The organism is Bifidobacterium angulatum DSM 20098 = JCM 7096, from assembly GCF_001025155.1.
GTDB classification, from domain to species: Bacteria; Actinomycetota; Actinomycetes; order Actinomycetales; family Bifidobacteriaceae; genus Bifidobacterium; species Bifidobacterium angulatum.
Genome location: NZ_AP012322.1, coordinates 646,617 through 661,107, shown reverse-complemented (window position 1 = coordinate 661,107; position 14,491 = coordinate 646,617). Strand labels below are relative to the sequence as shown.

Below are 14,491 nucleotides of genomic sequence, written 5' to 3'. Positions count from 1 at the left end.
AACGGGAGGCGTTCAACAAATATCAATCCAACGGCTTCTCGTGAGCCGTGCATACAGCGGACAGCAGTCCGTGAATGAAAGCAGGCGATTCGCCGTCGCACAATGTCTTCGCAAGGCCGAGAGCCTCATCGATGGCCACCCTGTCGGGCACCTCATCGTTATACATGATCTCCCATGCGGCAATGCGCAGAATATTGCGATCGACAACGCCCATACGACTGATCTTCCAACCAGTGGAGCATTCATCGAGCTTTTCGTCGATATCGCGACGATGCTCGGCAACGCCACGAACGATTTCGATGGCGTATTCCGGCAACGGCGTCTGTGCGCCGGGAACCGCAATGCGCTCCTCAAGAAGGGAAAGAATATCCTGCCCCTTCTCATCCGCTTCATACAACGTATTCAGAGCCCTCTTACGAGCAGTGGAACGTGCCATACAGCCGTCAGTCCTTTACCTTGGTCGTAACTTGGTGATCGATAATCCGATAACTCAGTTTTCGCGGCCGAGGTAGGAGCCGTCGGTGGTGTTGACCTTCACACGCTCACCCTCGTTGATGAACAGCGGGACCTGGATCTCGGCGCCGGTCTCGACGGTGGCGGGCTTGGTGCCGGCGTTGGAGCGGTTGCCCTGCAGGCCCGGCTCGGTGTGGGTGACGGTCAGGATGACGGAAGCCGGCAGTTCGACGGACAGCGGGGTACCGTCATGGAAGGACACGATGCAGTCGGTGCCCTCAAGCAGGAACTTGCTGTCGACCAGGGTCTTCGGAACCATGATCTGATCGTAGGTGGTCATATCCATGAACACGTAGTTGTCGCCGTCCTCATAGGAGTACTGGAGCGTACGGTTGTCCACGGTCTCGAACTCCATCTTCATGCCGGCGTTGAAGGTCTTATCGACGATCTTGCCGCTCAGCACGTTCTTGATGGTGGTACGCACGAAAGCGGGGCCCTTGCCCGGCTTGACGTGCTGGAACTTCAGGACGGTCCACAGCTGGCCGTCAAGGTTCAGAACAGAGCCGTTCTTGATGTCATTGGTAGTCTGTGCCACGTTTACTCACCTATACTGTTGGTCCTCAAGGGCAAAACCCTAAAAATTGCCTTGGCTATTATGCCACCACCCCTAGAACACCTTTGTTACGCCTCGTTATGCGATTCGCCGACCCCGTTCGACCCGCCGTGTTACTCCCCCTCTCCCTCACCTATCGTCGGCAGACCGAGGAACGTCCAAACCACCGACGGTGAGAGAGCCGCCAGCGTCAACAGTTTGGGAAAGAGACACCATCCTCCCAAACTGTCGACGGTGACTCCCCTCCCACCGTCAACAGCTTGAGGAATGTCCAAACTATCGATGGTGAGAGGACCATCAGCGTCGGCAGTTTGGGAACCGATGGGAGCAGGAAGCAAAGCGGCATTCTTCTCAGAGAACAATCAGCAAATACCATCGACACCCCCAGCAAGACCACACACAATCCGCGGGGTGATGCACGACGCTATTAGCGAACAATTGCTCAGACCAACGACGAGTCTGCTACCACTTGGACCACTGCGAAAGCGACCATTATGAGACCACTGCGACCGCATTCACGCGCAAACGCAACAGCGAATGCAACAGGCACCCCATTCACACGCAAACGCATCACCACCATCGCCGCCGCAGCCACGGCAGTGGCGATCATCATCACCATGTTCCCCCTTGGTGGCACCGCCAAGATCGGCGAAGCCATCGAACGCAATCGGATCGAACGCCTAAATGCCACAATCACCAACATCTACACCACCGCATACCAGCAGGACGCCGACGCCACGCTCATCACGAACCGAGACAAGGCCACCGCCACACTGGACGATCCGTTCACCGCAGTCAACCCCTACGGAACCAACACCACATCGATGTACGTGTACTTCACCACAAGCGAAGCCACCAGCGTCTCCTACACCGTGCACGCCGAAGGGTACCCGGATTTCACCGCAACCGCCAACCAGGGCAAGGACTACGCCACCACCCATGAGTTCATCGTGCTCGGTCTTATTCCAAAGACGACCAACACCATCACGCTGAAACTCACCGATGCCAGCGGCTCCACCGTGGCGACCGGGCAGCTCACCTGCAAAGGCCCGAAGCTCCTCGGCGACGAGGAAATCCAACTCGAACAGAAACGAACGCCCACTTCGGCCGCGGCACAAAGCGTGGGCAACGGATTGTATGCAATCCTCGGCAACGATTCCGACGACCAGGACTTCATGTACTACTACGACGTCAATGGCGTGATCCGCGGCGAGATCCCGGTGAAATACTACCGTTCGCACCGGTTGCTGTTCGACGATAACGGCCTGATGTGGTTCTCGGCATCCACGCACACCATGGTCGGCATGAACAGGCTCGGCAAGCTGGAGAAGATTCTCGACCTGGACGACCAGTTCATTCTCCACCACGATTACGTGCTCGACTCCGACGGCAATCTGGTGCTGCTCGCCACCGATCTGACGCGATCGGACCACGCGGTGCAGGATCAGGTGGTCAAGCTCGACACCACCACCGGTAAAACCACACTGCTGCTCGATCTGGGCACGATGTTCCCCGACTACAAATCCACGACCACGCATTCGGGCATCGACGAATCCGATACAAGCGCCATAGGCCGTTGGGATTGGATCCACTGCAACACCATCCAGCTGTTGGACGACGGTTCGGCGATTCTTTCGGCACGCGAAACGTCCACGATCATCAAAGTGGCGGATATTGAAGGAACACCGAAACTGCAATATATGATCGGCGAGCCGAGCGTGTGGAACGGCACGCAGTACACAGCATCCTTCCTCACCAGGAACGGTGATTTCGGCGATACCGGCGGCCAGCATTCCGTAACCTACAGCACCGATGATTCGCTGGAAAGCGGCAGCTACTATCTCACACTGTTCGACAACAGCTTCGGATATGCGATGACCCGCCCCGATTATGACTGGACCACGATCAAGGGGTTGAGCACTTCGCAAAGCGCCACCGATGCGGACTCGCGATCCCGCCTGCGTAAGTACCTGGTGAATGAGAACGACGGCACGTACACCGAGGTGAATTCCTTCAAGGTGCCCTATTCCCCCTACGTCAGCTCCGTGCAGGAGATCGACGACGACCTGAATCTGGTGGATTCGGGCATGCAGGGCCTGTTCGGCATCTACGATTCGGACGGCACCTTGCAGGCGCAGTATGCGATGAAGCTCGCCACCTCGTACATCTACCGCGTGTACCTGTACGATTTCCAAGACTTCTACTTCGCGTAGCGTGCGAGCCGGGCTGGCTTGGGTGGGTTTCCATTGCGCCCATTGCACCCAACCAGCCCGGCCTTCCTATGCCCGCGAATCAGCCCGACCAGCCCGATATGTCGCAAAACCGCATGGATCCCGGCGCATCTGCCGTAGCGGAGCACCGGGAATACAAGAAAAGCCGCCATTTCTGGCGGCTTTCATTCGTGGAGCTGCGGGGAATTGAACCCCGGTCCGATGACCGTACCCTCAGTCTTCTACGTGCGTAGTCTGCTGGCCAAGATGGCGATTTTTCTGCCCCCAACGATGTCGCAGACAACTGTTGGCGAGCATATCTACAGTACGAGTCCCCTACCAGCCCTGTGGCTCAACTGGTAGAGCAAGTCTTCTAAACGACGCTCAGCATCCTCCCAAAGACGAAGAGGAGTGAACGGAGCGGCTGCTCACTGGTTAATCCTGGCGCGAAGCTCAGGCAGCGAGAGCGAACTCAGTGCGGTTAGATTTAGCACTTATTCTTTTGCAGGGGGCATCGCGAGCGGACCCTGCGTTCTCGGCACGCTTCCCTGCGACGAACAGGTCACCGTCGAAACCGATCAGCCCCAATCTTGAATTATCAAGCTCCGGTTGTGAACCGGACTTTTTAGAGTACACCCGATCAGCGACTCATGCAATCCGCTGCAGGCATAACGGCGCATCCGGCAGATTCGGCAGTTCAACGGTTCAGCGCAGCACCGGATGATACGGCGACGACACATCGACCTGCTTCTTGTCGCCGATCACGTTCGGATCGGAAAGAATCTTATCGACATCCGCCTTCTTCAATTCGATATTCGACGAATCGCCCCACACCACGGAATGCTCGCCGTCGTTCAACTCGGTGGTCACCGAATCCTGGGTTTTCGCAGTCACCTTGGTGATCTGCCTGCGCATCGACTCCGGCAGGGAGTCAAGTACCTTCACCGCTTCCTTGACGGAACGGTTCCTCACACTGGATTCGATATCGCCGACTTCGATAACGGGAATGCCCACGCTGTCGCTTTTCGAAATGACGTTCAGCACACGGTATTGCGCATCGACCGCTGCAACGGTGCCGCTCGGGGTCTTTAGCATGGCCGCCGGGCGCTGGGTCGTCAACGATATGGCAAGCCCATGCGGGAATTCCCTCGACACTTTGGCATCGAAAACGCCAGGGATGCCCTTGGCCTGCGAGGCGATCTTCGATGTATCCACCAATAGCAGCGACCGGTCGACCTGTTCCACGGCAAGGCTGCGCACCTCCGCCTCGGACACCCAACCGTTAAGCCCGTCAACGCTGATCTGTGTGGCGTTGAGCTTCAGCACCGGTGAGAAGAACAGCAGCCAGCCGAGACCGATCACCGCGAGCACGCTTACCAACGCGATAAGAATCCGCACGATGATAATGCGCGCATTCACCCGCTTGCGCTCCTTGGCCCTGGCGGTGAAATCCACGACCTTCGGTCGGGCTGCCATGCCGAATGTGCCGGCGCTCTCCCGCAACGTCTTGGCGACAAGATCTTCGCTGGCGAGTTTTCTGGCATCGACGAAGGAGCCTGGCTCGCTTCGGCTTGCCCGGCCGTTCACCGTTCCGGTATGCGATTCCACCGTACGTTTGGCGACACCGCCTGAAACGCTACGCCGCTGGCCTGACGGCATTATGCCGCCTGACGACCGGGCGCTTCTTGACGTTCCGCCGTTCGCCGCCGACTTGTATGGGCTGCGTTTTCTCGGTTTGCTTACGGATCCGGGAACGATTCCGGCCGACGCTACGGCTTTTCTCGTAGTGCCCTTCGCGGCGACGTTCCGTGCCGCGCCCGCATTCGACGCTTTGCCGCCGGATTTCGCGTTCGACCGCTGCTTGGTGCCGCCGACCCTGCGCAACTGGGTACGGGTGCTCGGCTTGATGGGATGCTTGGGCTGTTGCCTGCCGTTTGCGGCATTCTCCGTCTTAGCGGTTTGCCGTTCCTTGCCCGTAAGGGTGCGTGGCTTGCGTCCCTGATGGTCGGGGCCCGAGCGAACCACCCTTCCCGTCATCACTCACACCCTTCGCGGTGCGCTTCCAGCGCATGCAGCATGACCGGCCCCATGTCGGTGATGTCGCCGGCGCCCACGGTGAAGATCACATCGCCATGATGCGCACGCATCACCATCATCTGGGCCGCCACACGCATGTCTTCCTGAGCGCTGAATTCGACGCCCTGCATGCCCTTGGCCTCGCGCACGATGCTCAGCGGGCCGACTCCGGGGAAATCCTCCTGCTTCTCGCGTGCGGGGAACACGCCGGTGACGATGACATCGTCGGCCTTGGCGAGCGCTTCGGCGAACTCATGGGCGAAGAACTTCGTACGGGAGAACAGGTGCGGTTGGAACAGCACACGAATGGTGCTTTCCGGGTAGCGGCGGCGAGCCGCATCCAGCAGGGCCGCGATCTCGGTGGGATGATGCGCGTAATCGTCGACCACCGTGACCTGCTTGACGGTGCCACGCACCTGGAAACGACGCGCGGCGCCAAGGAACCCGGTGATGGACTTGGCGGCTTCGTCCGCATCGACCCCCAGCAGCATGGCGGCGGTGAGTGCGGCGGCGGCATTACGCGCGTTATGGACGCCCGGCACGGACAGTTCCACCGGAATATCACGGGGCTGATCGCCTGCGATACCGGCCGGCATACGCAGTGTGAACCGTTCCACGCCGCTTCCGGCGCTCTCCTGTTCCGACACGATATGCACGTAGGCCGCACCGTTCAGGTTCAAACCGTTCGGATCGGCGGTTCCGTAAGCCACGGCCTTGGATGCCACCTCAGCCGGCATGGCGTCGAGCACGGCGAGCGCATCGGCGTCATCCGCGCAAAGCACCACATGGCCCACCGCGTGGCTTGCATGACGCACGAATGCGGCACGGTAATGGGCTTCGTCGCCGTAATGGTCGAGATGATCGGCCTCGCAATTGGTGATGATGGCGATCTGTGGACGGTATTTGTCGAAGCTACCGTCGGATTCGTCGGCTTCGGCCACCAGCACGTCGCCTGCGCCAACGTGGCCGCCGTCAAGGGTCGAACCGTCCGCGCCTTGGATGGAACCGCCGATGGCATAGCTTGGGTCCTTGCCTGTCTGCACGAGAACATGCGACAGCATCGAGCTGGTCGTGGTCTTGCCATGCGCACCGGCAACGGTTACCGCACGGCACCCGTTCATCAGCAGTGCGAGGATATCGCTGCGATGCACGATGCGGGCACCACGCTGGGCCGCTGCGACGATTTCGGGATTGCTTGGTTTGATGGCGCTGGAATACACGACGGTGTCCGCATCGTCCACGTTTTCGGCCTTCTGCCCGAACTGCACGGTGATGCCCAGGGATTCCAGGCGATCGGTTTTGGCGCTGCGCTCACGATCGGAGCCGTCGACCGCAACGCCTCGTTCATGAAGCATCTCGGCAAGAACGCTCATGCCTGCGCCTCCGATGCCGATGAAATGAGTACGTCCCAATACCTCGATGCGTTCATCGGCATCGAATGCTGCGGTGGCAGGGGTAAGGGTGATGGTTGCAGTCACGACAACGCTCCTTGTTGGATTGATTCGACTGTGTTTCATTATGAACCATGGCGCACCCGCCCGAGGCGAGCAGTCCACGGTTCATGCGGTAGGTTCACACGGTATGGCGATCCGCCAAGTCAAGAATGCGGCGTGCCATGGTATCGGCCGCGTCACGAATACCGTACTCCCATGCTTTGCCGCCCATCGCCAGCAGCGCATCCGTGTCGTTCAGCAGAGCGGGGATGTGCTTACGCACCCATGCGGGGGTCAGCTCGGCATCGTCGACCATCATGCCGCCGCCGGCTTCCACTACGGGCTGCGCGTTGAATCGCTGCTCGCCATTGCCAATGGGAAGCGGCACATATACGGCGGGCAGGCCGAGCGCGGTGAGTTCCGCAACGGTTCCCGCACCGGACCGGCAGATGATCAGATCGGCGCAGGCGAAGGCCAGGTCAATACGCTCCAGATATTCGGCGACATGATAATCGCCCTCGTCGGCGGACTGCGGTCCGATGCCGGCAAGATGCCCTTCGCCGGCGTTCACCTCCACCAGATTGCGCACCTCGTCGGCCTTGCCGCGGCCGGTCAGATGCACGATCTGTGCGACGGACAATATGTCTTTGGACGCCGCGGCCACCGCCCGGTTGAGGCTGACCGCACCCAGCGAACCGCCGGTCACCAGCACAAGCGGGCGCTTCGAATCAACGCCGAGCTCCTGAGCTGCGCGCTCACGTGCCTGTTCACGATTGGATTCGAGTTCGGCGGCCAGCTTGGCGATGACGGGGCGCAATGGCAGGCCGACCCGTTCGATGGTTCCTTGCTTGCCGACTTTCAGCCCCGTCGACTCGTATACGGTGCCGACAAAATCGGCATACCTGGCACCCAGTTTGTTGGCCATGCCAGCGCGGGCGTTCTGTTCATGGATCACCACGGGGATGCCCATCGTATGCGCCACGGAATATGCCGGCGCCGACGCATAGCCGCCGAATCCGACGACCACATCGGCCTCGCGACGTTCCAGAATCGCACGCGTCTTGGCGCATTCCCTACGCCAGCGTGCAGGGAATTGGAACGCCGCCTTGTTAAGCCGCCTGGGGAACGGCACCTTTTCTATGGTGTCGAGCTCATAGCCCGCGGCTGGAACAAGATCCTTCTCCAAGCCAACCTCGGTTCCAAGCGCACTTACCTTGGCCTCAGGATCAAGCCTGACAATGGCGTCGGCTACAGCAAGCAACGGGTTGACATGACCGGCGGTCCCACCGCCCGCAAGAACAATCTTTTTCATAATCTCCGAGCATAGTCCGTGAACTAAACGCGTTGCGACGCGGCCTTGACCTGCGGCTGCTGGCGCATCATGCTGATGGCCACGCCGGATATCATCAGGCACATGATCATGGACGAGCCACCCGCCGAAACGAATGGCATCGGTACGCCGAACACGGGGAACACGCCGACCACAACGCCGATATTGACCATGGCCTGCCCCACAAGCCATGTGGCGATGCACATCAGCACCACCGAACTGTAGCTTTGCCTGACCTGTATCGCGCTGAACACCAGGCACCAGCCGAGCACCATGAACACCAGAATCACCATGGCCGCGCCGATGAACCCGGTCTCCTCGCCGATGATGGCGAAAATGAAATCGTTATGCGCGGCAGGCAGATAATTCCACTTTTCACGGGAATTACCCAGGCCGACGCCGAACAGCCCACCGGATGCGATGGCGTAGCGGGCATGCGTGGACTGATAGCAGATGCCTTGCGCGTCCTCGGCGGAGCAGGTCGAATATGCCGCAAGAATACGGTCAAGACGATTGCGGCTCGTCATGACCAACATCAGCACCACCGCCCCCAATCCGCCGATCATGCCGAGCATCCATTTGCCCGGGAAGCCCGAGGTGAGGAACGCCACCAGACCGATGAACACCACGATAAGCGCCGTGCCCAGATCCTTGCCGGCAAGAATCAGCACCAGCAGCGCAATGTATACGATGCCCGAGGGGATGTATACCAGGATGCCCTTGTCCTTATAGCGTTTGTTCGCCACGGACAATGCCGACGGCAGCCATATGCATAATGCGAATTTCACGAATTCGGCAGGCTGCAGGGTAACCGGTCCGAGCTGGATCCAGCCGTTGTTGCCATATTGGCCCACGCCTAGGGACGACAGCGTCAACGCCTGCAGAAGACCCGATCCAAGCACCGCGAAAAAGCCGAGCTTACGATACCAGTTCACCGGCACGAACGAGCAGAATATGCCCGTTGCCAGGCCGATCACGCAGAACACGCCCTGGCTCATGGATGAGACGAAGGGTGATTTCCCGGCTGATGCCGCGGTGACCGCTGAACTGGAGAACACCATGATGACGCCGAATACGCTCAGCCCCAGCACCGCCATACGGAATCCGTGGTAGCACCACAACGGATTGAACAGGCTGTTGATACCGAAGCCCTGGCGTTTCGCATTGTCGACACCCGTCTTAGCCGTATTCGAGTCGAAGAAATCCACCGGTGCCGCATGCTGCGACACTTTGCCCGAGGACGACGCCCTACGTGATTGCTTCGGCTCGGGCTTTGACGATTCAGTGCGCGTCACGACCCACCACCCACTGCTGCGCAGCCTGAGCGAATTTGTCGCCACGATCCGCATACGACTTGAACTGGTCGAAGGATGCGCAGGCCGGCGCCATGAGCACCACGTCCCCAGGCTGAGCCATCCGACCGGCCTCCTGCACGGCACGTTCCATCACCTGTTCGTTCGGGGTCGAGGGGTCGATGACCGCCAATGGGATCTGCGGGGCCTGCGAGGCGAACGCCTCAAGCATAGGCGCCTGATCGGTGCCGATGATGACCGCGCCTCTCAACGCCTTGGATTGGGACGCCACCAGATCCTCGAAACGGCTGCCCTTGGCAAGACCGCCTGCGATCCATACCACGCTGCCCTGCGCGAAGCTGGAAATGGACGCCTTCACCGCATGGGCGTTGGTCGCTTTGGAATCGTCCACGAAGCGGATGACGTTGCCATGCTCATCGGGTGCCGTAGCGGCCACGGTGGCGATGCGATGGCCTCCGGGGGCGAAGGACTTCAATGCCTCCAACGCCTTGCCGCTATCCACACCAAGGCCCAAAGCCAGCGCAAGGGCGGTCAGCGCGTCGGCGAGCAGATGCGGGTAGATGGTGCCGTCCGGCTCCGCCAGATGGGTGAATTCGCCGACAGGGGCAAGACGATTCGGCTTGCCGAACTCGCCCGAGGCCACACCGCTCATATCCACGATCCAGCCGTCGGCCACACCGATCTGCCCGGCTTGCGGAACACCAAGAGTGAAGCCGATCCTACGGCAACCTTCCGCCGTTTCGGCCTCATTCGCCTTGGCTGTGACCACCGCATCGTCGGCGTTGTATACAAGTGCACGCTTCACACGATGGAAGACCTTGGCCTTGTCTGCGGCGTAGTTCTCGCGCCCGCCATGCCAGTCAAGATGATCGTCGGCGATATTGGTGATCGCGGCGCAGTCGAGTTCCAGCGAATCGGTGAAATGCATCTGGAAGGAGCTCAGCTCCACGCACAGCGCGTCATGCTTCGGATTGGTGACGCATCGCGACAGGCTCATGGACATGTTGCCGGAGGCGATGTTGCCCGCGGTCGGAGCGTCAAGCCCGCATGCGCTCAGCATGGCCGAGGTCATCTCCGTGGTGGAGGTTTTGCCGTTGGTGCCGGTGATGCCGATCCATGGCGCCGGCTTGCCGGTACGTTCGTTGGCCACACGCAGCTGCCAGGCGAATTCCACTTCGCTCATCACGGGGATGCCGCGCTTGGCTGCCTCGAGAATGAACGGGGTTCGGGGATTGAACACCGGCGACGCCATCACGTAATCGATCTCGTCCCAATTCACCTCGTCAAAGGAGTGCAGGTCGGCGGTCGGCTTTCGCTCGTCCACGCCGATCACGCGGGCTCCCCGCTCGGCAAGCACTTCGGCCAGCGAGGTGCCGGAAACCCCGAGACCGGCAATCAGCACTGTTGCATTGGTGAAATCCATTATCGCTCCTTCAAATACTCAAATACCCCTGATACGTGCGCTATTCAACGGTTTCAGCCGAACAGCAGGCCGGACCTGGAGGCCCAGTCACCGTAGAACAGCACCAGGGCGATCACCACGAATATCAATTCGATGATCCAGAACCGTACAACAACCTTTGATTCCTGCCATCCCAACAGTTCGAAATGGTGGTGGATCGGAGCCATCTTGAATACACGCTTGTGCGTCATCTTGAAGTAGCCCACCTGGATCACGTCGCTCATCGCCTCGATGACGAACAGGCCGCCAAGGATGACGGCAAGCACTTCGGTGTGCGTGGCGATGGACAGTGCCGCGAACAGGCCGCCCAATGCCAGGGACCCGGTGTCGCCCATGAAGATCGACGCGGGATTCGTGTTGTACCACAGGAATCCAAGGCAGGCCACCGCGGCGCATACCGCGATGATGGTCAGATCGAGCGGATCGGAAACAGCATAGGCGAATCCGCCATGATCGGCTCCCTTCAGATGGTAGCTTTCCCAGAAGGCGATGACGGCGAAGCCGACGAAGGCGATCATGGACGAGCCTGCAGCAAGACCATCCAGCCCATCGGTCAGGTTGACGGCATTGCTCCACGCCGCCATCAGGAAGTTCACCCAAATGACGAACAGGACAATGGCGATCACCCTACCGGCGAATTCGAAACTGATGAACGGCTTTTCCACGAAGCTGATGCCCGCCTGCGCACTGGCGAAGCCGGATTTGGTCGGGATCATCAAAGACAGCACCGCGTAGATGGTGGCGAGAATGAACTGCCCGATGAATTTGCCGCGAACGGTCAGGCCCTCGCTCTGCTTTTTACGCACCTTGGCGAAATCGTCGATGAACCCAAGCAGACCCATGGACAGCATGGCGAACAACACCAGCACCGCCGAAGGAGATGGCGTTTCGCCGCTCCGGCAGTAGCGATAGGTCGCGCTGGCAAGCCAGCCGAGCAGGATAGCCAGGTTGATGACCACACCGCCAAGCGTGGGCGTGCCGCGCTTGACCTGATGGGATTGCGGGCCGTCCTGGCGAATGTACTGACCGTAATGCAGGCGATGCACCAGTCGGATGAGCAGTGGGGTACCCACAATCGTGACGATGAACGATACCAGGATTCCAATGATGAGCGCGATCACGTAAACGTCTCTTTTCCCTCTATGTTCCTATTGCGTTATTTCTCGTCTGCCGACCAACGTTCGGCAAGCGTGCTCAGGCCGGATGCGTGCGAACCTTTCAGCAGCACCACCGTACCTTCATGTTCGCGGGCGATGCGCACGATCATGTCGTCCGCCTGCGCGGCACTATGCGCCCATTCCACGGCCATGGCGCCATCGGCGTTCTTCGCGCCTTGCGCCAGCTCACCTGCCAGGGCGTCGAGCGCCTGATCGGTTGGACTGCCCACGGCCACTACCTCGTCGATGCCATGTTCGGCCGCATAGGCGCCGATGGAACGATGCAGCTGTTTTTCGTCGCCGCCAAGCTCGAGCATCGCGCCGAGCACGGCCACACGGTACTGCGCCCCCTCGGACCAGCGCGCAAGCCCATCCAACCCGGCATGCATCGAATCGGGGTTCGCGTTGAAGGAGTCGTCGATCAACGTGAATCGCGCGCCGCCACGTTCGACGGTGGAGACCGCCATACGGTGGGGGCTGATATGACGCTGCTCCCCCAACACCCTGGCGATGTCCTCCAACGGCATGCCCAGCCGGTGAGCCACCATTGCGGCGGCTAACGCGTTCATCACGTTATGGGCGCCCGGAATCGCCAGAGCAACCTGTGACTGTTCGCCGTCGCCGGCGACCATGGTGAAGGACGCCCTGTCGAAGCTGTCGGTGACGATGTCGCACGCATGCAGAGCATCCCGCCCGGCATTGGACTCGTCGATGCCGAAACGCAGCACTTCGCCCGGAGCCACTGCCGACATGGCCTCCACATGCTCGTCGTCGGTGTTGAGCATGGCGATGCCGTTGGGCAGCAGGCCGCGCACGATTTCGGTCTTGGCCTGCGCGATGCGCTCCACGGAGCCGAACTCCCCCAAGTGCGCCACACCGACTTTGAGCACCACTGCGATATCGGGAGGTGCAATGGTGGTCAGATGCGCGATCTCGCCAACATGATTCGCACCCATTTCGGCTACGAAATAGCGCGTATGCTCGCCAACCGTCAAGGCGGTAAGCGGCAGCCCGATCTCGTTGTTGAACGATCCGACCGGGGCCACGGTCGGCCCCAACGTGGAGAGCAGGGCCTTGGTCAGATCCTTGGTGGTGGTTTTGCCTACCGATCCGGTGATGCCGATGATGGTGAACGGCTCGCCGCTGGCACGACGGCGCGCAATGTTGGCCTTGGCCAGATCGCCCAATGCCGTGACGGTGTTGTCCACCACGATCTGCGGCACTGCGGCGCCCGGAACCTCATGGTCCACAATCGCGGCGACCGCGCCCTGGTCCGCAACCGACGCCACGTAGTCATGGCCGTCGACGCGCTCCCCCTGAATCGCCACGAATACGCTGCCGTTCTCGACTTGCCGCGAATCGCTCACGGCATGCAGTGCAACAGCCCCCTCGGGCACGCCGTTGGCACCTTCCACCAGTCGGCCTGCAACGGCCTCGGCCACCTCGCCGATGGTCATCGGCATCATCATGCTTGTCACTTTCAGATCCTCGTCTTTCCGTGTTCTCGTCTGTATCGGCTCATAATCCGCTCATAGCGCAGGGCGAGTCATGCCCTAATGCAATTCCTTGGCCATGCGCAGGGCGCTGCGAATATTCGTACGGTGCACGCCGGCCGCCAGAACCATGGCTATGGCAAGCGACAGCCGCTGCTCGTCCTCCTGATCGAGCGTTCCGGCCGCCTGACGCGCCAACGCGTCCGATTCCAACGTTCGTACCGTCACCTTGATGGGGTTTTCGGTTTTGAATCCGTATTCGTCCTGCAGGCGTTCGATGAACGCCTGATCCGCATTGGGAGGCACCGGCTGCATGGAGCCGAGCACGTCCACGTTCACGGCCTGCATGCCGTGCGCCGCCACGGTAAGGTCGTCCAACGAGACCGCGACCGCGGCAACGCCGTCCTCGCTGCACACCGCAAGGGAACGTTGTACGTCAAGCATATTCAGCGGATAGTTGAGATTCAGATCCCGTTCCAGGGAATACGATCCGGCTACGCTCAGCATGCCCACGGGGTTGCCGAGCATATGCAGGAAACGCGTCAGCTGGGTGACGACCGCGGCGTTCTGCCGTGCCGTGCTGCCGCAGACCGCGAACACCGCCAGCATGGAGGAGGGATTGCCCGCCATACGCGACGTGAGCAATCCCAGCTGCTGCGGTGTGGGATTGGCATAGAGCACCGGCAGGTCGGCTTCCGTCAACAGGTTTTCTCTGGCGGAGGGGGGAACCAGTGCCGCGTAGGCGCCTCGGGCTCGGGCTCGGTGCAGCTTGTCGGCATCGATGTCGTCGCCGAAGATCACCAGCGCCCCCGGGGTCACCGATTCCACATCGTTTGCCAGCGAGGTGATGGTGACGCCGGATGCGAAGGCGGGCACAAGATCCCAACCGTAATGCTCCACTAATTGCCCGAGCGTGGTCCGTTGCATGATGGACTCATTTACCGCACTCAT

At 60.4% G+C, this 14,491-nt stretch carries 11 protein-coding genes and 1 other RNA gene; 1 reads left to right on the top strand and 11 read right to left on the bottom strand.

Features of this window, described 5'->3' with window-relative positions; genetic code table 11:
- Positions 1 to 22: 22 nt before the first annotated feature.
- Together nusB and efp are read right to left on the bottom strand one after the other, a co-directional pair.
- Positions 23 to 436: a transcription antitermination factor NusB gene (gene nusB / locus BBAG_RS02670; RefSeq protein ID WP_003825807.1), complete on the bottom strand. Its 414-nt coding sequence runs from the start codon at positions 434 to 436 to the stop codon at positions 23 to 25.
- 54 nt (positions 437 to 490) lie between these two features.
- The gene (gene efp, locus BBAG_RS02665; RefSeq protein ID WP_003825806.1) at positions 491 to 1,048 is read right to left on the bottom strand and encodes an elongation factor P; all 558 of its coding nucleotides are present in this window, start codon (positions 1,046 to 1,048) and stop codon (positions 491 to 493) included.
- Positions 1,049 to 1,683: 635 nt separating this feature from the next.
- On the opposite strand from efp, the gene BBAG_RS02655 reads away from it, so the two are divergent.
- Complete coding sequence (locus tag BBAG_RS02655) at positions 1,684 to 3,279, top strand: aryl-sulfate sulfotransferase (RefSeq protein ID WP_003825803.1); 1,596 nt, start codon at positions 1,684 to 1,686, stop codon at positions 3,277 to 3,279.
- 186 nt (positions 3,280 to 3,465) lie between these two features.
- On the opposite strand, the gene ssrA is transcribed toward BBAG_RS02655, so the two are convergent.
- The 9 genes from ssrA to BBAG_RS02610 form a co-directional block, all read right to left on the bottom strand.
- Positions 3,466 to 3,862: a transfer-messenger RNA gene (gene ssrA, locus BBAG_RS08210) on the bottom strand.
- Between the two features lie 119 nt (positions 3,863 to 3,981).
- Entirely contained in the window at positions 3,982 to 5,313 is a 1,332-nt protein-coding gene (locus tag BBAG_RS02650; protein ID WP_003825802.1) for a cell division protein FtsQ/DivIB, read from the bottom strand.
- Positions 5,313 to 6,869, bottom strand: coding sequence for a UDP-N-acetylmuramate--L-alanine ligase (gene murC / locus BBAG_RS02640; RefSeq protein ID WP_003825801.1), 1,557 nt, complete (start codon positions 6,867 to 6,869; stop codon positions 5,313 to 5,315). The genes BBAG_RS02650 and murC overlap by 1 nt, the downstream gene beginning before the upstream one ends.
- A gap of 55 nt (positions 6,870 to 6,924) precedes the next feature.
- Positions 6,925 to 8,097, bottom strand: coding sequence for a UDP-N-acetylglucosamine--N-acetylmuramyl-(pentapeptide) pyrophosphoryl-undecaprenol N-acetylglucosamine transferase (locus BBAG_RS02635; protein ID WP_003825800.1), 1,173 nt, complete (start codon positions 8,095 to 8,097; stop codon positions 6,925 to 6,927).
- A gap of 23 nt (positions 8,098 to 8,120) precedes the next feature.
- Entirely contained in the window at positions 8,121 to 9,323 is a 1,203-nt protein-coding gene (locus BBAG_RS02630) for a peptidoglycan glycosyltransferase FtsW (RefSeq protein ID WP_003825799.1), read from the bottom strand.
- A gap of 73 nt (positions 9,324 to 9,396) precedes the next feature.
- Positions 9,397 to 10,851 carry a UDP-N-acetylmuramoyl-L-alanine--D-glutamate ligase gene (gene murD / locus BBAG_RS02625; RefSeq protein WP_003825798.1) on the bottom strand — a complete coding sequence of 485 codons (1,455 nt, stop codon included), beginning with the start codon at positions 10,849 to 10,851 and terminating at the stop codon, positions 9,397 to 9,399.
- A 53-nt stretch (positions 10,852 to 10,904) separates the two neighbouring features.
- Positions 10,905 to 12,011, bottom strand: a complete 1,107-nt coding sequence (gene mraY / locus BBAG_RS02620) for a phospho-N-acetylmuramoyl-pentapeptide-transferase (protein WP_003825797.1) — start codon at positions 12,009 to 12,011, stop codon at positions 10,905 to 10,907.
- A gap of 35 nt (positions 12,012 to 12,046) precedes the next feature.
- Positions 12,047 to 13,513 (bottom strand): UDP-N-acetylmuramoyl-tripeptide--D-alanyl-D-alanine ligase, encoded by a 1,467-nt coding sequence (locus BBAG_RS02615; protein WP_033508653.1) that lies wholly within the window; start codon positions 13,511 to 13,513, stop codon positions 12,047 to 12,049.
- Between the two features lie 87 nt (positions 13,514 to 13,600).
- Positions 13,601 to 14,491 carry a hypothetical protein gene (locus BBAG_RS02610; RefSeq protein WP_003825795.1) on the bottom strand — a complete coding sequence of 297 codons (891 nt, stop codon included), beginning with the start codon at positions 14,489 to 14,491 and terminating at the stop codon, positions 13,601 to 13,603.

Coding starts and splice junctions, on each gene's coding strand:
- nusB (WP_003825807.1), bottom strand. CDS start 436: ATGGCACGTTCCACTGCTCGTAAGAGGGCTCTGAATACGTTGTATGAA.
- BBAG_RS02650 (WP_003825802.1), bottom strand. CDS start 5,313: ATGACGGGAAGGGTGGTTCGCTCGGGCCCCGACCATCAGGGACGCAAG.
- murD (WP_003825798.1), bottom strand. CDS start 10,851: ATGGATTTCACCAATGCAACAGTGCTGATTGCCGGTCTCGGGGTTTCC.
- BBAG_RS02635 (WP_003825800.1), bottom strand. CDS start 8,097: ATGAAAAAGATTGTTCTTGCGGGCGGTGGGACCGCCGGTCATGTCAAC.
- BBAG_RS02615 (WP_033508653.1), bottom strand. CDS start 13,513: ATGATGCCGATGACCATCGGCGAGGTGGCCGAGGCCGTTGCAGGCCGA.
- BBAG_RS02655 (WP_003825803.1), top strand. CDS start 1,684: ATGTTCCCCCTTGGTGGCACCGCCAAGATCGGCGAAGCCATCGAACGC.
- murC (WP_003825801.1), bottom strand. CDS start 6,869: ATGAAACACAGTCGAATCAATCCAACAAGGAGCGTTGTCGTGACTGCA.
- BBAG_RS02610 (WP_003825795.1), bottom strand. CDS start 14,491: ATGAGTGCGGTAAATGAGTCCATCATGCAACGGACCACGCTCGGGCAA.